The sequence below is a fragment of the Massilimicrobiota sp. An80 genome (genome assembly GCF_002159255.1).
GTDB classification, from domain to species: Bacteria; Bacillota_I; Bacilli_A; order Erysipelotrichales; family Coprobacillaceae; genus Allocoprobacillus; species Allocoprobacillus merdigallinarum.
Genome location: NZ_NFHI01000012.1, coordinates 1 through 19,996, shown reverse-complemented (window position 1 = coordinate 19,996; position 19,996 = coordinate 1). Strand labels below are relative to the sequence as shown.

Here is a 19,996-nt window from a genome sequence, read left to right as displayed (position 1 = left end):
TCCCTATTGAATCAATTGATTCACTTTTTGTAGATAAACATCCTCTTTTTCTTGATACAAATGATATGTTAAAGCACTTAAAAGAATTAAACGATCATTTTGAGAATAAATACCATCCTGTTTTAAAGCATAATCTTTTTCAAATGCTTCTAAGGCTGTTGTTGTCTGATGTGAAAAATATCCATCCTGACGATCTAATGAATAACCTAATTCTTGAAGCATTTCCTGCATATATTGAATATTATCATCAACATCATCATATTGATAAGATTGTTTCATTTCACCTACATGAAAATCATGGATATTGGTTTCATCAATGACATAATCTGGTTCTAATCCTGTACCATTGATCCATGTTCCATGAGGAGTTAACCATTTTTCATGAGTGTATTTCAATACAGATGAATTAGAAAGAGTCACTTGTGTTTGTGCAACACCTTTACCATAAGTCGTTTCACCAATCAATTGATAATCTAAATTCTCTTTCAAACCTGCACTTAAAACTTCTGAAGCACTGGCAGTTTGCTGATTCACTAAAATATAGCCATGTTCAAATACATATTTTTCCCGACTGGTTGCTTTATATTCTTCCGTTTTGCCATCTTTATCCTGAAGGGAAAATAATGTTTGTCCTTCTGGTACAAATAAATCAAGAATCTCTTGGGCGGCATTCAAATAACCTCCACTATTATCTCTTAAATCAATAATAATGTGGTTGATTTTTTGTGATTTCATATCTTGCAGCTTCGTTTCAATAACTTCATGAATATTTTCACCAAAAGTCACAATTCTTAAATAACCAACTTTCTGTTGGTTTACAGTCATAATAGAAGACGCAATTGATGTATCCACATTTTGACGTGTTGCTGATAGATTTTGACTTTTTCCATCTCTTAATAGACGTAAAGCAACTTGACTCTGACTTTCACCCTGTATCATTTCTTTAACTTTATCTGATGTATATCCAGCGATTGAAGTTCCTTCAATGTGCGTAATAATATCTCCTTTTTGTATACCCGCTTTTTGAGCTGGCGTATTTTGATATACATCCAACACAATAGCACCATCATCTACCATTGTATACGTAATCCCAATACCTTCAAAAGTCCCATTAATAGACGTGCCTAATTCCTGTGACTGTTCCAATGATAAATATGAAGAATAAGGATCTCCTAATGCTAAAACCATTCCATTTAGCATACGTTCCTGTAAACTTGTATCATTATCACTTGTATCTAAAAAATCATTTTCAATAATTTGCGCAATTTCATTATAGACATCATTATCATCACCATAATGATTGGACTGGAAGTCATGAATAAAATAACCACCAACACCTCCAATCACCAGACATAAAATACAAGCCATCATATAGATAGGTCCTTTTTTTAATCTTGTTTTCTTTTTTTGATCATATTCAAACTGAAAATCGTCCATACATACACCTCGTTTTTTTATTCTATCATAGATGACAATTATTTTTAACTCATAAACCCTTTTTTTCTACAAACAAAGAAAAGCAATCCTAAGACTGCTTCTTTAAAAAGTTTTGAATACATTGTTGTGTTTCGTCACTAATAATATGTTCAATACGACAAGCATCTTCTTCGGCCTGTTTAACACTCACACCAATAGAAACAAGGAACTCTGTTAAAATCTGATGACGACCATACACTTTTTCTGCAATACGACGTCCTTCATCAGTAAAATCAATATATCCCTTATCATCTACAACAATCAATTGAGATTCTTTTAAAAGTTTAATTGCACGTGATACACTTGGTTTAGAAAAATCCATAGTATGTGCAATATCAATAGAACGAACATATTCATTTTGATTCTTTAAGATTAATATCGTTTCTAAATACATTTCACCTGATTCATGCAAGTCCATTTTTGTCACCTCATATCAATTTATATCATTATATCACACTTCACTATCCCAATGCTACATCTAATATCATCATGATGACAAAACCAATCGCAAAGCCAATCGTCGCAATATTTGAATGTGTCCCTTGCGAACCTTCAGGAATCAGCTCTTCTACAACGACATATGCCATTGCGCCAGCGGCAAACGATAAAAGATAAGGCAAAATCGGTACAAAAAACTGTGACAGGACAATCGTTAATATAGCACCCATAGGTTCAACAACCCCAGATAACATCCCATACAAAAAAGCTTTTCCTTTAGACACTCCTTCACTTTTTAACGGCATAGAAATAATAGCCCCTTCTGGAAAATTCTGTATTGCAATACCCAATGATAAGGCAATAGCCCCAGCAATAGAAACATCACTATTGCCCATCAAGGCTCCTGCAAAAACAACTCCAACTGCCATCCCTTCAGGGAAGTTATGCATTGTGACTGCTAAAATTAACATTGTTGTACGTTGCAAGTGCGATTTCCTTCCTTCTACCTGATGATCCAAATGCATATGTGGAATAGTACGATCTAAAAATAATAGAAAGAAAATTCCCAATAAAAAACCAACTGCCGCAGGTATAAAAGACAATTTTCCTAAACTTGCTGACATATCTAAAGCTGGAATCAAAAGTGACCAGACTGAAGCCGCAATCATCACTCCAGAAGCAAATCCCAGCAGAACTTTTTGAACACGATTATCCATTTTTTGTTTCATAAAGAAAACACAGGCTGCACCTAATGTTGTCCCAATAAATGGTATCATAATACCAATCAAAACAGATGTATTCATGTTTTAACACCTCTTTTCTTTAGGCATTATCTTACTATATATCATTTTATCTTTCAAAATATATGATAAAAAATATCTGTCATACATTTGACACAAGAATCAAATCGTCTTTTGACATAAAAAAATCTTGGGAATACAATGTACTCCCAAGAAGTTTCTAAATTATTTAGTTAATTCAGCGAAATATTTAATAGTTCTAACCATGTTAGAAGTATAAGAATTTTCGTTGTCATACCAAGCAACAGTTTGAACTTCAGTAGTTCCGTTATCTAATGCTTTAACCATAGTTTGAGTTGCATCAAATAATGAACCATAAGTCATTCCAATAATATCTGAAGATACTAATTGTTCTTCAGTGTATCCAAATGATGGAGTTACAGCTGCTTTCATAGCTTCGTTAACTTGTTCTACAGTAACTTCACCTTCAACAACTGAAGTTAAGATAGTTGTAGATCCTGTAGGAACAGGTACACGTTGAGCTGAACCGATTAATTTTCCATTTAATTCAGGGATAACTAAACCGATAGCTTTTGCAGCTCCAGTTGAGTTAGGCACGATATTAACTGCAGCAGCACGTGCTCTTCTTAAGTCACCTTTTCTATGAGGTCCATCTAATACCATTTGGTCACCAGTATAAGCATGTACTGTTAACATGATACCAGATTTGATTGGTGCTAATTTGTTTAATGCGTTAGCCATAGGTGCTAAACAGTTAGTTGTACAAGATGCAGCTGAAATAATTGTATCATCAGCAGTTAATGTTCCTTCGTTTACACCAAATACAACAGTTGGTAAATCATTTCCAGCTGGTGCAGAAATAACAACTTTTTTAGCTCCTGCATCAATATGAGCTTGAGATTTAGCTTTAGAAGTATAGAAACCTGTACATTCTAATACTACATCTACTCCTAATTCTCCCCAAGGTAATTTAGAAGCATCTGCTTCTTTGTAGATTTCGATTTCTTTTCCATCTACTACGATTGAAGATTCTTTAGCTTCTACTGTATCAGCTAAAGCATATTTACCTTGAGCTGAATCATATTTTAATAAGTGTGCTAACATTTTAGGATCTGTTAAGTCGTTGATTGCAACAACTTCATATCCTTCAGCTCCAAACATTTGTCTAAATGCTAGACGTCCAATACGTCCAAAACCGTTAATTGCTACTTTTACTGCCATTTTTATGACATCCTCCTTACTAATAATTTATGTCTATATTATAGTCCACAAACCCAAAGAAATCAATAAAAGTTGTGCGCTTTATATAATTTTTTTCACAAGAATGAAAATCTTTTCTCGTTTTTTAACTTCGCTTAACTCAATATTAACGCAAGAAAAAATCAATTTTCTATGAATAATCCAACACAAATTTCTCTATAATGAATTATGGAGGTACACTTATGCATTTTATACCCACTGTGATATTAAAAAAGAATTCTAAAGAATATGCTTATGATATTTTCTCAAGATTATTAGAAGATCGCATTATTATGCTCTGTGGTGAAATTAATGATGAGATGGCAAGCTCCATTGTCAGTCAGCTTCTCTATCTTGAATCATTGGACAGTCAGGCTGATATTGATATGTATATTCATTCTCCAGGCGGCAGTGTTTCCGCTGGTTTGGCTATCTTCGATACGATGAATTTTGTAAAATGTGATGTCTCAACCATCAGTATTGGTCTTTCAGCCAGTATGGGTGCTTTTTTATTAGCTGCTGGAAAAAAAGGAAAACGCTATGCATTAGAAAATAGTGAAATTATGATTCATCAGCCTCTAGGTGGAGCACAAGGTCAAGCCAGTGATATTGAAATTTCTACCCGTCATATATTAAAACAAAAAGAAAAGCTCAATCGCTTATTAGCTCAAATGACCAATCAACCCTTACGTCGTATTAAAAAAGATACTGATCGTGACTATTTTATGAGTGCCTATGATGCATTAGATTATGGGTTGATTGATGAAGTATTAAAAAACAATCAAGGTGAAACACTTTGATTGTTTTTTAGTATAACTTGTAATTGTCCATCTTCTAGATTTAAACTTTCAATAGGTAAATCAATCTCATATTGAATCTGGTTATCTTTCCAAATGATATGTGAGTCTTGTAAAAAAGACTTCAGAAAACTCATAATAGGAAACTGTAAAAATAAATATTCAACCTTGCCTTGAATATTTTCAAATACAAAGTGCTGATTTTCATATTTCAAATTGAACTCACACAAAACATCAACATGATATTGATTATACAAAACAACTGATGTCAACAAGAGATGATCTTCTTTTATTTTCAAATTCATTTCCTGTAAAACAACATCATACTTTTTTAAAACTGACTGTAAAATAAAGGATAATCCTATTTGCACTTCTGCTTCATTTAAAATCACTATATCACCCATATATTATATGTATAGCGTGATCAAATATGTCATCGTTCTAAAACAGGGTACTTTTCAAAAATATCAAAAGCATCAAAATATTGATTTTCCATCGGAATCCAGCGATGAATAAACTGATCTATTTTTTCAGGATTCCTTTTGAATAAACGTTCTTTTTGCGTAAGTGGCGAAATCTTTAAAACAATTCCATGCGTATAATAACGTTGTAAAGAAGGATGTAATGCATAGCTACCCTCAATAATGTTAAAGGGTGAATACGGTATTTCCTGAACTGTTTGAAATGACATCGTCTGACAGTCAAAAGGCTGATAAAAAACAGTTTGTTGTAAAGATAAAGGTTTTAAGACCGTTTCTAAAAAGCGTTCATAATGCACATTACCACAGGTTGCTGTAACCTTTGTGGTGTACGCATTTCTAATGGCAAAAAGAAATCATCCATATGAAAAACATGCGCATGCCATTTTTCTTGTAAACTTTGAGCTAAAGTTGTTTTACCACTGCCACTCATCCCATCAATAGCAAGTAAAAATGATGATTGCTTAGATAAATCATCCATCAGTTCATCCATTCTCATTTAAGATTCTCCTTCTTGATTTTGACTTTTCACTAAGATAAAAGTCGATAATAAAACAAGTATACATCCTATTACTTTCAATAATGTTAATCCTTCATTCAACCATAAAACACCAACAACAATACTTGTGATAGGCTCTAAAGTTGATAAAATAGCTGTTAAAGATGCCCCTAAACAATAAATACCTTTTTGCAGTAAAACAACACCAATTAAAGATGTCAGCACAGCCACAACAGCTGATAAAATATATGCTTCTATTGGCATGATATGGATACGTCCTAGTACCATGGCTAAAACCAGTATCACAATCGTATTCATAACGACCAGATAAAAATTAAAAACATAGGGACTCATATAACGAATCGAAGAATGATCCATACCCACCATATAATAAGCAAAGAAAACACCTGATAAAATCGCTAATAAAGCGCCTAATAAAGAAGATGCAGATGAATCCATAAAACAGAAAATACCTAGGATGGCTAAAACAAGACATAAAATCTGTTGCTTGTTGAGTTTTTGCTGATAAAACAAAAAATTCATACAGCATACAAACAATGGATATAAAAAGTGTAGAACCGTTGCACTTCCTACTCCTATATATTCATAAGATGAATACAATAAGACAATTGTCAATGTATTTCCAAAAAAGCCTACTTTGAAAACATCTAAAAGCTGCTGACGATTCAATCGTAATGATTTTCCCTGATAAAGAACAATAAATAAAAATAACGGCAAGACAAATAAATGCCTTAAAAAAGCCAATTGTATACCATTATTCCCCATTGCATATGTCATTTTCCCAATAGCTGGTGTTACTCCAAAAAGAATAGTAGCAATCATTGTAAAAATAATACCTTTGCGTTTAGTATTCATTAAAAAACTCCTTAATTCTTTGACGATCATGTGTATATGTTAATGCCAGCATTAATAAAACTCTGGCTTTTTGTGGTGTTAAAGTATTTCCTGGTATACAACAATGATGAGGATCAAACACTTCATCATCAAAAACAATACCTTGTGTCACTCTTGAACAACGGACAAAAATAATGCCCTGTTTTGATAAATCTTCAATCGCATGTAACCAGTCCTGACTATAATTCCCACTTCCTGATCCTGTTAATATAATTCCTTGATGATTTAAAGCTAAAGAATAGAGAATTTCATGACTTGCACCCGCATAAAAATAAGCAATTCCTACTGCTGGTAAGTCATTATAATTTTGGCTAGAAAAAAGAGATTGAAGAGTATGTTTTTTAAATGTTTTTGAAAAGAAATGAACTTCATGGTCTTGCATATAACCCAAACATCCAAATGCCTTTTGTTCAAAAGCATCTACCTTAAAATTATTGACTTTTTGGATATCTCTACCCGAATATATCGTACTCGAAAAAAGCCCCATGACACCCTGATTATAGGCTTCATCATTAGCTGCCAGACAAACAGCCTGATATAAATTATAAGGCCCATCAGCACTGGTTGCTGTGGCAGGACGCATAGCCCCTGTCACAACAACTGGTTTAGATGTATGTAATGTCAAATTCAAAAAATAAGCCGTTTCATCTAAAGTATCTGTTCCATGAGTCACCACAATACCATCAATATCATCACGTTCAACCAGTTCATTAATCTGACGTGACAACATAATCCATCTTTGTGGTGTCATCTCATTACTATCTACATTCATTAATTGATATTCTTTAATATGTGCAACTTGATTTAACATAGGAATAGATTCAATAATTTCATTAACATCCATTTCTCCTGCATGGTAGGCTACAGCTTTTCCTATCTGTCCTCTCCCAGCAATCGTTCCACCAGTTGCGACAATTGCAATTGTTTTCATATATTCTCTCACCCACAGGACATTCTATCATTTTATGATTGATGAAACAATAAAAAAACCACCTGTTTGGTGGCTATTCTATCTCTTGAAGTAAATAATTCTCATCTAAAAGTGGTTTAAAATTCAAACAAGTTTCACGACTTGTTTTTTGAGATATTTCTGACAATAAGATAGGTGTATACTCATCATTTAAGACTGTGTGAGGATTATCTTGAATGAGATGTAAAATAATCTTTAAATCTCCATCTCCAATTACAATATCATGACGATGACAAAGATTCTGTAAAATCTTTAAAGTCATCTGTTGTAGACGATGGTTCAAGCGATAAAAATTCATCATAAGCTCTCCTCCTTTTTGAGTATATTGTGAAATTCTTATATACTTTTCTTATTTAAATATATTATAATAGATTTAAAATATGTATACAATGTACACATATTCATGATTTATACAATATTAGACACATTGGTTCAAACTGTCCAATATTGAAGGAGGGGATTTGAATGAGAACTGAATATCGTAACGCAACACGTTCAAAATTATTAATAAAAAAAGCTTTTATTGATCTTTTAAAAGAAAAACCTGCCAGCAAAGTGACAGTCACTGATATTATTCACAAAGCCAATATTAGTCGTGGGACATTCTATGCCCATTATTTAGATACAAAGGATTTACTAGAGAGTTTTCAGCGTGAATTCATTGAACAGATTTTATATTTTACACGTAAAAATCATAAGCTGACATTAGTTGAACAGCTCAATACATTATTAATGAAAATTTTAGATATTTTAAAGAATGACTATGAAACATACTGTATTTTATCTAATCAGGATTTTACATTTGAATTTTATAATGAAATGAGAGATGCAATGATTCAAGAATTACAACAGGAGTTTTCTCTTTCTCCAGAAACCAAAAGAAGACTTCATATATTCATTGGTGGCTTTATGATATTATTAAGAGAATGGCTTCAAAATGAAAATTTTGAATCTATGGAAGAATATGCCCATACAATGTCTGATCTCATTCTTCATAATTTATAGGGGTTTTTATGAATAATCAGTTAACACATGGTTCTATTACCAAATCATTAATTTTCTTTGCCATACCGATGATTATTGGGAATCTTCTTCAACAGTTCTATAATGTCGCAGATACCTTCATTGTTGGACAATTTCTTGGTTCCAATGCTTTAGCTGCTGTAGGATCCTCTTTTACTTTAATGACCTTTTTAACATCTGTTATTCTAGGGTTATGTATGGGAAGTGGAATCTTATTTTCAATGTATTATGGTGGTCAACAAATAGATAAAATGAAAACTTCTTTTTTTATTTCTTTTATTGGCATTATGATTTTTACAGTCATTCTAGAAATATTATGTCTCATTTTTATTCATCCTATTTTACATTTTATGAATATTCCCCAAGATATCTATCAACAAAGTTATGATTACTTATTTATCATCTTTATCGGTTTCTTTTTTACTTTTCTTTATAATTATTTTGCTTCTTTATTAAGAGCATTAGGAAATTCTAAAGTGCCTCTTTATTTTCTTGCGATTGCAACCATCATCAATATTATTTTAGACGTTTATTTCATTGTCTCTTTTCATATGGGAGTCAGTGGTGCTGCCCTTGCGACAATTATTGCGCAAGCGGTGAGTGGTTTTGGTATTATGATTTATGTTTTCATCAAACAAAAAGATTTATTACCAACACGTCAACACTGCTATTTTGATAAAGACATTATCAAAAAGATTAAAGATTATTCATTATTAACATGCATCCAGCAATCTGTTATGAACTTTGGTATTTTAATGATTCAGGGATTAGTCAATAGTTTTGGTGTCATCACAATGTCTGCTTTTGCGGCAGCTGTGAAGATTGACTCTTTTGCCTATATGCCTGTTCAGGATTTTGGCAATGCCTTTTCAACCTTCATCGCTCAAAACCAAGGTGCCAACCTACCAGAACGTATCCACAAAGGGCTTAAATCAGCTATCCTGATTTCTGGTATTTTCTGTATTTTCATTTCTTTAATTGTCTATATTTTTGCACCTACACTCATGCTGATTTTCATTCATCCTGAAGAAGTTGAAATTATTCGTCAAGGTGTTGAATACTTGCAGATTGAAGGTATGTGTTATTTAGGAATTGGATGCTTATTTTTACTCTATGGCTATTACCGTGGTGTTGGAAAGCCTGGCATTTCTGTTGTTTTAACAATTGCCTCTTTAGGAACAAGAGTCGTTTTAGCATATATCTTTGCGCCAATATTAGGTACTGTTGCAATATGGTGGGCTATTCCTATTGGCTGGTTCTTAGCTGATACTATTGGTATTATTTATGGTATAAAAAAAGAAAACTGGACAAAACCAAGTAGATAAGATCAAACACTTATCTACTTTTTTGAAATAAATATTCCATAAAACAATTCTATTTATCTGATGATTTAACAAAAAATTTACAATTTTCATCAAAGAATAGTATATAATGTTGTTATAGGAGGAAAGGATTATGATATTAATAATAGTAGGTATTCTCATTGTTGTTTTGGTATTATATGTGATTGTCTCATATAATGCCTTAGTGAGAGAAAAAAATAAAGTGAAAACAAATTGGGCACAAATTGATGTTGTCTTAAAAAGACGTGCTGATTTGATTCCTAATTTAGTTGAAACTGTCAAAGGTTATGCCAAACATGAAAAGGAAACTTTGGATAGTGTCATGCAAGCCAGAAACACATATATGAACGCTTCTATTCCAAGTGAACAAATGGAAGCAGCGGGAGAATTGACACAGGCCTTAAATAAGATTATGGCAATTAGTGAAGCTTATCCTGATTTAAAGGCGAACACAAACTTTGTCAGTTTACAAAACGAATTGACACAAACTGAAGATAAAATCAGTTTTGCTAGACAATTCTATAATGATTCCGTTTATAGTTATACAAATAAGTTAGAGATGTTCCCTTCTAGCATAATTGCCAGTCTATTTCATTTTGAAAGATTTGATTACTTTGAAATTAATGAAAATGATAAAGAGATTCCTGAGGTGAAATTTTAATATGAAAAAGAAAATATGTCTGATATTTTCTTTACTACTCATTCTCATACCATCGTTATCTTCTTTGGTTTATGGAGCTGATACCCATTTAAATGACATCTCTATCCATACAACTTTAAATAATGATGGAAGTGCACATGTGCAGGAAATTTGGGATATCAATATTGAAGAGGGAACAGAAATTTATAAAGTTTTTGATAATATGGGAGATTCTCATATATCGAATTTTAATGTTGTTGATGATCAAGGCAAGCGTTATCAAAATATTGGTGAATGGGATGTCGATCTTGACAAAGAAGATAAAGATGGCAAATGTGGGATGATTCAAGATGGTGATCGTTATGAACTCTGCTTTGGTATTGGCGAATATGGACGAAGAACTTATACATTTGAATATGATATAGCCAATTTTGTTCAACAATATCAGGATACTCAAGGGTTTAACTATGCTTTCTTTTCAGAAATGGAGTTAGAACCTCAACATGTCAAGATTACCGTTTCATCTTCACATGATTTCAACAAAAGCAATGCGAAAATCTGGGCCTTTGGATATCAGGGTGTTGTCTATTTTGATCATGGTGATGTCATTATGGAAACACAAAGTGCTATACCTGAAGGTGCTAAGATGCAATTATTGATGCAAATTGATAATGAAACATTTACAAACGCTCATGTGAATGATCAATCTTTTCAAAAGATATTAGAAGATGCGATTGATGGCAGTGAATATGAAGACGAATTTTATGATCAGGGAGATTATTACAACTCTTTTATGTATAAAGATAATACTGCGATGATTATCGCTATTGTCTTTGCAGTGATAGGATTGATTGGTGCAGTTGTCGTCATATTGATTGTTGCTTATACAAGAGGTCGTGTTGATTTTCAATTCAACGATCATATTCCATTAAATCATGAACCACCAATGTTTAGAGACATTCCTTGTCAAAAAGATTTATTTCAATTCTATTACTATGCTAAAAAATTAGGTTTGATTACTGATCAAGATCGTGATGGCCTGATTGCTGCTATTCTATTAAGATGGATTAAAGAAAACTATATTGAATTTCAAAAAGAAGAAGTCAAACAATTCCTCTTCTTTAAAAAAGAAGGCTATTCAGTAGATTTAAATAACGATATTCCTATTACACATCCATTAGAGAAAAAGTTATTTCAATTTTTTAGACAGGCAGCTGGTTCTAATCAGGTCTTAGAAACAGATGAGTTTGAATCGTGGTGCAAAGAAAATTATGAAAAAATTGATGAATGGTTTGAAAGCATTGATGAATATATTGAAAATGAGCTAAGAGAACAACATTTATTAACATTAGAAACAACATATACATCATTTTTAAAAATCAGATTCTCACATAGCACTGATACTTATGATGCATCTATCAGAGAAGAAATGGAACATATCATAGGTTTAAAAACTTTCTTAGAGGAAATGAGCCTGATTGATGAAAAAGAAGTCATTGAAGTCAAGTTATGGGAAGAATATCTCATTTTTGCTTCTATTTTACAGATTGCCGATAAAGTTCAGGAACAATTAGGAAGATTATGTCCAACCTTCAATGAACAATCACAATTAGATACAATCTATACAATGCATATGGTTCATATGTTCTCACACAACAGTATGAAAGCTTCACATGATGCTTCTATAGCTGCAAGTGGTGGTGGCGGTTCATCATCATTTACAGGAGGCGGAGGTGGCTTCTCTGGTGGTGGCGGAGGCGGTGTCCGCTAAAATGAAAACATGACTTTGAAAGTCATGTTTTTTTATTTTCTAGTCATAAATGTGTACTTTAACGTCTAGCGTAAACTTCTATTCAATCACAAACTCAGCATAATAAGCTTTTTCATCATAGTCACTGCCACCACGAAAATCCTGGATTTCCTTACCAATGCGATATTCTCCTTGTGGTAATGTCCCATAAAGGTCATTCCATTGAATATCCCATTGTGTTAAGTTTTGCATTTTAATGGTATAAGACAAATCTTGCCAAATAGGTTTTTCTGGTGTTGAAAGTTCCTGCCACTTTCCATCTACCTTTTCTTCAATCCAGTATTTTTCACCTGTTTGAAGTTCACCTGTGATCTCTCCACCATTTTGGCTACAAATCAATGTTAAGCCTGTATTGCTGACATCTGTCGAAGACAAAGCAATTCCCCAGCTATCATCAGTTTGAATCAATTCAACAGTTGACTGATCGTTTTTAGCTATTTCATCGGCTTGCTGACATCCCATCAATAAACATGTTAATAAAGTCAAAGCCACAATTCTTTTTGATTTCATAAAACCCTCCTACTTAAATACACATGTCGCTGCAATCGCTTTTTGCCACTGCTTATAATATTGTAAAGCTTCTTGTTGATTCATGACTGGATGATATACTTGAGCAAAGTGATGATTTTTCTTGATATCATCCTGACTTTTATAAAAACCTATAGCTAAACCAGCTAAATACGCTGCTCCAAGAGCTGTTGTTTCTTTAACTTGTGGCTGTAATATATCAATATGAAGCATATCACTTTGAAACTGCATTAAAAATGCATTACTTGTTGCTCCACCATCTACTGATAGACTTTTTAAAGAAATATGTGCTTCCTGTTTCATCACTTCGATCACATCGCAACTTTGAAAAGCGATAGACTCTAAAGCTGCACGCACAATATGATTTCTTGAAGTTCCTCGTGTTAAGCCAAAGATTGTTCCTCTGACATCATTTTCCCAATAGGGCGTGCCTAACCCAACAAATGCTGGGATGAGATACACACCTTCATTATTCTTTAAAGATTGAGCCATAGCTTCTGTTTCTCCAACATTTTGTATTAAATGAAGACCATCTCTTAACCATTGCATAACACTTCCACCAATGAAAACAGACCCTTCTAAAGCATAAGTGATTTCTCCATGAAGTCCCCATGCAATTGTTGTCAATAAACCATTATTTGATGTTACAGGCATATGACCAGTATTCATTAAAATAAAGCATCCTGTTCCATAAGTATTTTTGATATCTCCTGATTGAAAACAAGTATGCCCAAATAATGATGCCTGTTGATCACCTGCAACTCCACAGATAGGTGCTCTAAAATGCAATCCACTCATTTGCGTTTCATCACTGTATCCATATATACATGAAGATTCTTTCACTTCTGGTAACATACTTCTAGGAATATCAAATAACGCTAATAAATCATCTTCCCATTTTAAATCATGAATATTATATAACATTGTTCTTGAAGCATTGGTATAATCTGTCGCATGTACTTTTCCACCAGTCAATTTCCAGATCAGCCATGTATCAATCGTTCCAAATAATAACTGATCCTTATGTTCATAATCAATATGATCCAATATCCATTTGATTTTGCTGGCACTAAAATACGGATTAATAATTAATCCTGTTTTTTCTTGAATCATAGGACTATAACCTTTTTCAATCAATTCATCACAAATATCCTGTGATTGACGTGATTGCCAGACAATGGCATGATAAACAGGTTCTCCTGTTGTTTTATCCCATACGACCGTTGTTTCTCTTTGATTGGTTATTCCAATAGCTTTAATCTGTGAAGACTGAATATTATCAATCGTAAACAATGCCTGAACCACTTCTACGACCGAGTTCCATATCTCTTTAGCATCGTGTTCTACCCATCCTGGATGAGGAAAATATTGTTTAAATTCTCTTTGTTGCATATGACATAAATGTCCATGTTGATCAAATAAAATAGCTCTGGTACTTGTCGTTCCCTGATCAATTGCTAAAATATATTCTTCCATAAATACCCTCCTCACTCTATTATAACAAGTCTGTAAATAAAAAACGACTGATTCCATATCAACCGTTTCAAATTTACTAATTCCATATCAATATTTTTTTATTTAATTGACATCTCCCATTTTTACACAATGAAGTATTTTAGTTACAAATGGTTTGAATAATAAATATAAGATATATCCAATCATACCTCCTGTCACATTTGTTATTATATCAGTTATATCAGATGATCTTACACCATTTATAAATGGTTGTAAGATTTCTATACCTAAACTTAATAGAAAAGTATAAAAAATAACGTTCAATAAATTTATCTTTTGCTCTCTTACTAATGGTAATAAAAATCCAAAAGGAATGGTCATAACTATATTTAATACTACCTGTCTTATAAAATCACCTCTTCCATTTGTTACATCAACAAACGGAACTAAGTTCATCAATTCATAAGGATGATTAAATATAAATGGTAAAGATACTAATATAGGCATTAAAGTCAAATATAATACAAAAGATAAGTATATATACATTATCGTATTTATAAATAATACATCTTTTCCTTGTACTTCCCATTTTCTATAGAACATAAAAATATATATGAAAAACAAAACAATAAAATCAAATAGTTCTCTCATGTACATCTCCTTTATATCTCATCCATTTGAGCATAATCTTTTGTTGATTTCCAATAATTTATTTCCACTGATTTTAATTTATATTAAACATGTATTTACAAATTTTATGAGTTCATTCATGCATTATGCTATTTACCTTTCTAAAACTATACATCTATTAACAGAACTTTATTTTTTTCATTTATAGCTTCTTCCCTTTTTTATTACTAGCTAAATAACATTTTCAACTTGAAGTGACTGAATATATTTTACTTTAATTATACTTCTCCACAAACGAACTCACAATGAAAAGTCATCTAAATAATTACATTTCTAAAACGCAAAAAACTGATACAAAGATTAACTCATTTACTAATCTAATGATATCAAAAGGAAGTGAAATCAACTCAATTCCTTGTAGTTATCTATCTTTTTATGTGAAAATTGATTACTTTTCCAATCTATCATAGTTTTTAAATTAGTTTCTAATTACATTTTTTTCTCAAGCATAGTACTGATAGTAATTAAAATGATAGGCTGAACTGTAATAATTGTTCCAGTGATAATTGCTGGAATGACATAATCTAAGCAAATAAATATGACAGTTGCTAAACCCAATAATACAGTATTAACCATGTTTGTCACATTTCCTGCTTTCTCTTTAATCAAAATATTACGTTCGTCCATAACGCTAATTTTGTAATCAGTATCATTTTTCATCATTTTATTATGTAAAATTTGAACATGAGAAATACCAAAAACCGCACTAAATAAAATTGCAAGACCAATATCTACCATTTTTGAAAAATCAGTAAAAAGAATGATAAGAATTAACAATAATGAAATCATATAACCAACATACCAAATCTTCTTATTCTTTTTCATTTTCAATCTCCTCCTCATAAATGAAAATATCTTCAATGCTCATATGAAAATATCGCGCAATTTTAAAGGCTAATATGATTGATGGATTATATCGTCCATTCTCTAAAGAACCTATTGTTTGCCTAGAAACTTCAACAGCAATTGCCAAATCTTCTTGCTTTATGCCTTTTTCCTTTCTTAATTCTTCTATTCTATTTTTCAGAACAATCACCCCATTACGGAAAGTTTACTTTCCATTCTTCTTATTTTATTTTAAAATATACAATGATTTATGTCAAGTAAGCTTTCCATTTATTTATTTCTTTTTACCTTCTCCTTTCATCATTTTATTTTTCTAGGTGTCATATTTCAAGTGATTATAGTCTTATACATAATTATAAATGAAATCTAATGATATAAAAAAAGAACAATCTATTGAAATTGTTCCTTTTTAACACGTTTTAAAATCTCAATCGCAACAAGTCCTGTTAAAATTCCTGTTGGAATAGATGTGATAAGTAATGGTAAAACATAAACCATGATACCCGCAAATGAAAATATAAAAGCAACAACAGCAACTTGTCCAATATTATGAAAGATAGCTGACACAATAGATGTAGAAACCATTGGTAGTTTTACAAATTTATAAATAATAGCTAAAGCTAAACTGCTTAAAAAAACACCACCACAACTAATAAAGAATGGATTCTGCATAAAAATACCTGTTAATAAACTAGAAACCAGAACTCTAAATATATTCACAATAAACATTTCTTTAATACCATAAAGATGAATAACGACTAAAGAAATAATATTAGCTAGCCCCAGCTTTGCACCAACTGGCAAAGGAACAGGAATTGCTGCTTCTACTGTATGTAAGACAATCGCAATCGCACTTAACAGGGCTAAATAAACCATTTTTCTTGTTTTTTTATGATTCATACTGCACTCCTTTTTTGTATATAATCTAAAGCAATCTGCTTTAAAGTTTGATATTGTTTATTCACTTTAAAATCTACAGGATTTAAACGTTGAAATGAACGTTCAACCCAATGGTTGTCTTGAATATATTGAATACTTTCTTGAAAATACAAATCAAAAATAAAAGCAATATAAGATAACCACATATCAATATGTGTGTGTCGATCAGGCGCATAAATCAACTGTTGATGTGAAAACTGTTGATAAATTTTTTCAGAAATCTGCTCGTGATTCACCTCATCTAAAGATACATATAATATATTCTCTATTTTTTCTTCTTCTTTTACTCTAAAATTATCTAGTTTATCTGCATCTCTAATTAAATGAATAAATAATAATGTTTTCTCATCAAAACCATCTTCTACCTGATAACGATTATGCTGTTCAATAGCGTGCTTAATAATATCATCATATTGATCATCTTCAATAAACTCCCTAATAAGCCCCTCATCAAACAGCAACTGAGTAGAAAATAAGGCATGATCAATTGTTTTATGATCAGCAAAGCTTTGATATCTCATCCATTGTTCAAAACGTCCAATATCATGAAGCAAAGCAATGAGTGAAGCTAAATCACTATCTTCTTTTGACAAATGGAGCTTATGACACAAATATTCACTACACTCCATAACTTTATAAGTATGAATGATTTTTAAACGAATAGATGGAATTGTGGAATCATAATGACTGATATATTTTTGAAAAGCCTTTTGAACCTTTAGTAAATCAATCATGATGAATCACCTCCAAAAGTTTCTGTAAATCTTCTACCGCCATTTGACCAGGGGCAGATGCTTGATTCACACTGGCAAATGTCATGGCAGAACCTGTTAATTCTCCGACAATTCTTGAAATTTTCCCGATTGATCCCATAGACATTGTGACAATAGGTCGAGAAAGTCTGTGTGACATCTCCATTGTTATATTTAATAAGTCGATCACATCTTGATAACGATGTGGCATAACAGCTATTTTACATAGATCTGCACCGAGAATTTCCATATTCTCTAAATATTGTTTCATTTCCTGAATCTTTGGTGTCTGTTCAAAATCATGATATGACATCAGAACTTTCACATGATTTTGATGTGCTATATCAACCATTTGACAAACCAATACATTGCCACTCATCAATTCTACATCAATCATATCAATACATTGACTTTGACATGCTGTTTTGATAAGTGCAAGATATGCTTCATCACTTAATTGGATTTGTCCCCCTTCTCTAGCAGAACGATATGTCAATAACAGTGGTTTTTCAGTTTGATTTCTAATTTGCATCAGTAAATCCTGGACTTTTTGTAAGTCATGAATATCCTGATAAAAATCAATACGTAATTCAATGATATCAAATAAGTATGATTGTAAAAACTGAATCTGTTTCAATATAGAAGATGTTGTTGTTTCTACAACAGGAATACAAACTTTAGGTTTTCCTTCACCTATCTTCAATTGTCGAACTTGACATACACTCATAATTCTCCTCCTGATGACATGCTTCTAGAAACAAAGAAATTTCTTTTACTGTTTCCTGAAATGCATCTCTTAATAAAAAATGATTGCCATGTTGAATAATTTTCACAATTCCATAAGGTAATGACTCCCCTATATGGTTTGTATCTTTTGCATCAATCATATCAAATTCTCCTGCTAAAACCAAAACAGGAACATGAATCTGTTGAAGTTGTTTATACTCAATTTGAGGCTGTGTTAACATTAATTTATATAATCGAAATGTTAATCTGGCTTTCTTTTGATAAATAGAAAAAATAGCTAGACATATCATTTGTAAATAAAAAGTCAAACGATAAAATCTTTTGATATAACGCGGTTTGGTATTCGCACCAATAGATATAATATGCTTTAAACGTGAATCCTGCATTCCTAACATAAGTGAAACAATACCACCATCACTAAATCCTATCACATCGTATGCAGCAATGTTTAATTCATCCATAACAGCCATAACATCTTGACACATCTGCTGGTATGAGAGTTCCCCTGCATGAACACTTCGCCCATGATAGCGAGAATCTATACATATACATTGATATTGTTTTGATAAGAGATTGACTGCCTGATCAAAAATATGATGATCTTCGCCATTACCATGTAAAAATACTACAGGAAATCCCTGTCCAGTCACTTGATAATAAATGTCTTTCATTTTGGTTCACCTTTTTCATTATAATCATTTTTCCTGTTTGAGTAAAACACTTTCTTTTTAAATATATAAAATCCTGAAAACTCTATTTCAATAACCTCATTAATAAAAAACAAATCACTTCAATGTGATTTGCTTCAGGCTGTTGACAAAGTGGTAGAATTTTTTATTAAATCTACCACTTCTTTTTATTTTTTATGCAAATTGATAAATTTGTACTATTTTCCTTATATGTCTTTCTTTTTTGTTCGGTGAGGTCATATTTATGAGACCTCTCCTTTTTTTCATTCTCGCCAATTTGCCTAAATTATGGCAGCCAAAAATAATCAACGATTCCTGTTGATTTTTCTTTAGTCCTCTTATTCTCGTAAACCTTAATCCATGCTTTTCTTTGCAGTCTGCATAGACTCTTTCTATTGTCTCTTTTCTTAACGGGTATATGTCCTTCCATTCTGGTGTATATCTGATTTCATCCGCCAATTCTCTATATTCCTCCCATACGTGTCTTGTGATGACCTTCTGGTGATTCTTGCTCTGTGTACACTGCTCTAAGAATGGACATCCTTCACAATCCTTTGGATTTGATTTGTATTCCCTGTATCCTGATTTGTTTGTTGTGGTATATTTCAAGTCCTTATTATTTGGACATATATAAATATCTAGCTTTTCATCATAGACATATTCATATTTCTTGAAGAATCCTTTTTTTGTCATAGGTCTTTTATATGGCAGATAAGGTCTGATTCCATCCTCTATGATTTCTCGACATATTGCAGGTGTTATGAATCCTGCATCCAGACTGATGTTATGTATTGAATCTCCATAGGTATTCAGTAGCTCTCTATACGCATCATGAAAAACAACACTATCGTGCTGATTGCCTGGTGCTACTGTATTATGCAGTACAAATCCATGTCTATCACAGAATGTCAGATTTGTATATGCAAAGCATTTCTGTTTTTCTCCCTTATGGAAGCATCC

General features: G+C 32.1%; 25 protein-coding genes. 5 read left to right on the top strand and 20 right to left on the bottom strand.

Translation table 11 applies throughout. The features are described from left to right. Positions 1 to 3: 3 nt before the first annotated feature. The 4 genes from B5G32_RS04950 to gap all read right to left on the bottom strand — a co-directional run bounded on the left by B5G32_RS04950 (position 4) and on the right by gap (position 3,896). The gene (locus tag B5G32_RS04950; RefSeq protein ID WP_087936032.1) at positions 4 to 1,437 is read right to left on the bottom strand and encodes a S41 family peptidase; all 1,434 of its coding nucleotides are present in this window, start codon (positions 1,435 to 1,437) and stop codon (positions 4 to 6) included. 88 nt (positions 1,438 to 1,525) lie between these two features. Next, positions 1,526 to 1,894 (bottom strand): metal-dependent transcriptional regulator, encoded by a 369-nt coding sequence (locus B5G32_RS04945; RefSeq protein WP_087244527.1) that lies wholly within the window; start codon positions 1,892 to 1,894, stop codon positions 1,526 to 1,528. 43 nt (positions 1,895 to 1,937) lie between these two features. After that, positions 1,938 to 2,717, bottom strand: coding sequence for a ZIP family metal transporter (locus B5G32_RS04940; RefSeq protein WP_087936031.1), 780 nt, complete (start codon positions 2,715 to 2,717; stop codon positions 1,938 to 1,940). Between the two features lie 162 nt (positions 2,718 to 2,879). Further along, a complete protein-coding gene (gene gap, locus B5G32_RS04935; protein ID WP_087244524.1) occupies positions 2,880 to 3,896 on the bottom strand; it encodes a type I glyceraldehyde-3-phosphate dehydrogenase in 1,017 nt (338 codons plus the stop codon). 221 nt (positions 3,897 to 4,117) lie between these two features. Here gap and B5G32_RS04930 point away from each other — a divergent pair, with 221 nt between their 5' ends. Then, positions 4,118 to 4,714: an ATP-dependent Clp protease proteolytic subunit gene (locus tag B5G32_RS04930; protein ID WP_087936030.1), complete on the top strand. Its 597-nt coding sequence runs from the start codon at positions 4,118 to 4,120 to the stop codon at positions 4,712 to 4,714. On the opposite strand, the gene B5G32_RS04925 is transcribed toward B5G32_RS04930, so the two are convergent. From B5G32_RS04925 to B5G32_RS04905, 6 genes are all read right to left on the bottom strand, one after another. Next, a complete protein-coding gene (locus B5G32_RS04925; protein ID WP_087936029.1) occupies positions 4,696 to 5,103 on the bottom strand; it encodes a hypothetical protein in 408 nt (135 codons plus the stop codon). The genes B5G32_RS04930 and B5G32_RS04925 overlap by 19 nt on opposite strands. A 41-nt stretch (positions 5,104 to 5,144) precedes the next feature. Further along, a complete protein-coding gene (locus B5G32_RS14125) occupies positions 5,145 to 5,489 on the bottom strand; it encodes a hypothetical protein (RefSeq protein ID WP_239386196.1) in 345 nt (114 codons plus the stop codon). Continuing rightward, a complete protein-coding gene (locus B5G32_RS14120) occupies positions 5,468 to 5,689 on the bottom strand; it encodes an NACHT domain-containing protein (protein ID WP_239386195.1) in 222 nt (73 codons plus the stop codon). The genes B5G32_RS14125 and B5G32_RS14120 overlap by 22 nt, the downstream gene beginning before the upstream one ends. After that, positions 5,690 to 6,565, bottom strand: coding sequence for a DMT family transporter (locus B5G32_RS04915; protein WP_087936028.1), 876 nt, complete (start codon positions 6,563 to 6,565; stop codon positions 5,690 to 5,692). Next, positions 6,555 to 7,535, bottom strand: a complete 981-nt coding sequence (locus B5G32_RS04910) for an asparaginase (RefSeq protein WP_087936027.1) — start codon at positions 7,533 to 7,535, stop codon at positions 6,555 to 6,557. The genes B5G32_RS04915 and B5G32_RS04910 overlap by 11 nt, the downstream gene beginning before the upstream one ends. A gap of 73 nt (positions 7,536 to 7,608) precedes the next feature. After that, positions 7,609 to 7,875 (bottom strand): DUF2624 family protein, encoded by a 267-nt coding sequence (locus tag B5G32_RS04905; protein ID WP_087304003.1) that lies wholly within the window; start codon positions 7,873 to 7,875, stop codon positions 7,609 to 7,611. 164 nt (positions 7,876 to 8,039) lie between these two features. Here B5G32_RS04905 and B5G32_RS04900 point away from each other — a divergent pair, with 164 nt between their 5' ends. The 4 genes from B5G32_RS04900 to B5G32_RS04885 all read left to right on the top strand — a co-directional run bounded on the left by B5G32_RS04900 (position 8,040) and on the right by B5G32_RS04885 (position 12,351). Then, complete coding sequence (locus B5G32_RS04900; RefSeq protein WP_087936026.1) at positions 8,040 to 8,579, top strand: TetR/AcrR family transcriptional regulator; 540 nt, start codon at positions 8,040 to 8,042, stop codon at positions 8,577 to 8,579. A gap of 8 nt (positions 8,580 to 8,587) precedes the next feature. Continuing rightward, entirely contained in the window at positions 8,588 to 9,922 is a 1,335-nt protein-coding gene (locus B5G32_RS04895; RefSeq protein ID WP_087304004.1) for an MATE family efflux transporter, read from the top strand. A 130-nt stretch (positions 9,923 to 10,052) separates the two neighbouring features. Continuing rightward, a complete protein-coding gene (locus tag B5G32_RS04890; RefSeq protein ID WP_087296701.1) occupies positions 10,053 to 10,601 on the top strand; it encodes a LemA family protein in 549 nt (182 codons plus the stop codon). 1 nt (position 10,602) lies between these two features. Continuing rightward, positions 10,603 to 12,351: a DUF2207 family protein gene (locus B5G32_RS04885; RefSeq protein ID WP_087936025.1), complete on the top strand. Its 1,749-nt coding sequence runs from the start codon at positions 10,603 to 10,605 to the stop codon at positions 12,349 to 12,351. A 78-nt stretch (positions 12,352 to 12,429) separates the two neighbouring features. On the opposite strand, the gene B5G32_RS04880 is transcribed toward B5G32_RS04885, so the two are convergent. From B5G32_RS04880 to B5G32_RS04835, 10 genes are all read right to left on the bottom strand, one after another. After that, on the bottom strand, positions 12,430 to 12,900 hold the full coding sequence (locus B5G32_RS04880) for an immunoglobulin-like domain-containing protein (protein ID WP_087936024.1): 471 nt from the start codon (positions 12,898 to 12,900) through the stop codon (positions 12,430 to 12,432). A 9-nt stretch (positions 12,901 to 12,909) separates the two neighbouring features. Then, positions 12,910 to 14,394, bottom strand: a complete 1,485-nt coding sequence (gene glpK / locus B5G32_RS04875) for a glycerol kinase GlpK (protein WP_087936023.1) — start codon at positions 14,392 to 14,394, stop codon at positions 12,910 to 12,912. A 102-nt stretch (positions 14,395 to 14,496) separates the two neighbouring features. Then, entirely contained in the window at positions 14,497 to 15,024 is a 528-nt protein-coding gene (locus B5G32_RS04870; protein ID WP_158093974.1) for a VanZ family protein, read from the bottom strand. Between the two features lie 468 nt (positions 15,025 to 15,492). After that, a complete protein-coding gene (locus B5G32_RS04865; protein WP_087936021.1) occupies positions 15,493 to 15,888 on the bottom strand; it encodes a DUF2178 domain-containing protein in 396 nt (131 codons plus the stop codon). Beyond that, positions 15,875 to 16,099: a helix-turn-helix transcriptional regulator gene (locus tag B5G32_RS04860; RefSeq protein ID WP_479684537.1), complete on the bottom strand. Its 225-nt coding sequence runs from the start codon at positions 16,097 to 16,099 to the stop codon at positions 15,875 to 15,877. The genes B5G32_RS04865 and B5G32_RS04860 overlap by 14 nt, the downstream gene beginning before the upstream one ends. Before the next feature lie 200 nt (positions 16,100 to 16,299). Next, on the bottom strand, positions 16,300 to 16,809 hold the full coding sequence (locus B5G32_RS04855) for a Gx transporter family protein (protein WP_087245814.1): 510 nt from the start codon (positions 16,807 to 16,809) through the stop codon (positions 16,300 to 16,302). Beyond that, positions 16,806 to 17,582 (bottom strand): HD domain-containing protein, encoded by a 777-nt coding sequence (locus tag B5G32_RS04850; RefSeq protein WP_087936020.1) that lies wholly within the window; start codon positions 17,580 to 17,582, stop codon positions 16,806 to 16,808. Before B5G32_RS04850 ends, B5G32_RS04855 begins: the two co-directional genes overlap by 4 nt. After that, positions 17,575 to 18,327 (bottom strand): type I 3-dehydroquinate dehydratase, encoded by a 753-nt coding sequence (aroD, locus tag B5G32_RS04845; RefSeq protein WP_087936019.1) that lies wholly within the window; start codon positions 18,325 to 18,327, stop codon positions 17,575 to 17,577. Before aroD ends, B5G32_RS04850 begins: the two co-directional genes overlap by 8 nt. Beyond that, positions 18,290 to 19,018 carry an alpha/beta fold hydrolase gene (locus B5G32_RS04840; protein WP_087936018.1) on the bottom strand — a complete coding sequence of 243 codons (729 nt, stop codon included), beginning with the start codon at positions 19,016 to 19,018 and terminating at the stop codon, positions 18,290 to 18,292. Before B5G32_RS04840 ends, aroD begins: the two co-directional genes overlap by 38 nt. A 192-nt stretch (positions 19,019 to 19,210) precedes the next feature. After that, positions 19,211 to 19,996, bottom strand: a 786-nt coding sequence (locus B5G32_RS04835) for a transposase (protein ID WP_143746594.1), incomplete at its 5' end; no start/stop codon positions are given.

Excerpts from the sequence above, each read along its gene's own strand:
- B5G32_RS04880 (WP_087936024.1), bottom strand. The coding sequence starts at position 12,900 with ATGAAATCAAAAAGAATTGTGGCTTTGACTTTATTAACATGTTTATTG.
- B5G32_RS04865 (WP_087936021.1), bottom strand. The coding sequence starts at position 15,888 with ATGAAAAAGAATAAGAAGATTTGGTATGTTGGTTATATGATTTCATTA.
- B5G32_RS04890 (WP_087296701.1), top strand. The coding sequence starts at position 10,053 with ATGATATTAATAATAGTAGGTATTCTCATTGTTGTTTTGGTATTATAT.
- B5G32_RS04885 (WP_087936025.1), top strand. The coding sequence starts at position 10,603 with ATGAAAAAGAAAATATGTCTGATATTTTCTTTACTACTCATTCTCATA.
- B5G32_RS04855 (WP_087245814.1), bottom strand. The coding sequence starts at position 16,809 with ATGAATCATAAAAAAACAAGAAAAATGGTTTATTTAGCCCTGTTAAGT.
- B5G32_RS04840 (WP_087936018.1), bottom strand. The coding sequence starts at position 19,018 with ATGAAAGACATTTATTATCAAGTGACTGGACAGGGATTTCCTGTAGTA.
- B5G32_RS04945 (WP_087244527.1), bottom strand. The coding sequence starts at position 1,894 with ATGGACTTGCATGAATCAGGTGAAATGTATTTAGAAACGATATTAATC.
- B5G32_RS04895 (WP_087304004.1), top strand. The coding sequence starts at position 8,588 with ATGAATAATCAGTTAACACATGGTTCTATTACCAAATCATTAATTTTC.
- B5G32_RS04915 (WP_087936028.1), bottom strand. The coding sequence starts at position 6,565 with ATGAATACTAAACGCAAAGGTATTATTTTTACAATGATTGCTACTATT.
- aroD (WP_087936019.1), bottom strand. The coding sequence starts at position 18,327 with ATGAGTGTATGTCAAGTTCGACAATTGAAGATAGGTGAAGGAAAACCT.
- B5G32_RS04870 (WP_158093974.1), bottom strand. The coding sequence starts at position 15,024 with ATGAGAGAACTATTTGATTTTATTGTTTTGTTTTTCATATATATTTTT.
- B5G32_RS04910 (WP_087936027.1), bottom strand. The coding sequence starts at position 7,535 with ATGAAAACAATTGCAATTGTCGCAACTGGTGGAACGATTGCTGGGAGA.
- B5G32_RS14120 (WP_239386195.1), bottom strand. The coding sequence starts at position 5,689 with ATGAGAATGGATGAACTGATGGATGATTTATCTAAGCAATCATCATTT.
- B5G32_RS04930 (WP_087936030.1), top strand. The coding sequence starts at position 4,118 with ATGCATTTTATACCCACTGTGATATTAAAAAAGAATTCTAAAGAATAT.
- B5G32_RS04940 (WP_087936031.1), bottom strand. The coding sequence starts at position 2,717 with ATGAATACATCTGTTTTGATTGGTATTATGATACCATTTATTGGGACA.
- B5G32_RS04950 (WP_087936032.1), bottom strand. The coding sequence starts at position 1,437 with ATGGACGATTTTCAGTTTGAATATGATCAAAAAAAGAAAACAAGATTA.
- glpK (WP_087936023.1), bottom strand. The coding sequence starts at position 14,394 with ATGGAAGAATATATTTTAGCAATTGATCAGGGAACGACAAGTACCAGA.
- B5G32_RS04905 (WP_087304003.1), bottom strand. The coding sequence starts at position 7,875 with ATGATGAATTTTTATCGCTTGAACCATCGTCTACAACAGATGACTTTA.
- B5G32_RS04850 (WP_087936020.1), bottom strand. The coding sequence starts at position 17,582 with ATGATTGATTTACTAAAGGTTCAAAAGGCTTTTCAAAAATATATCAGT.
- B5G32_RS04900 (WP_087936026.1), top strand. The coding sequence starts at position 8,040 with ATGAGAACTGAATATCGTAACGCAACACGTTCAAAATTATTAATAAAA.
- gap (WP_087244524.1), bottom strand. The coding sequence starts at position 3,896 with ATGGCAGTAAAAGTAGCAATTAACGGTTTTGGACGTATTGGACGTCTA.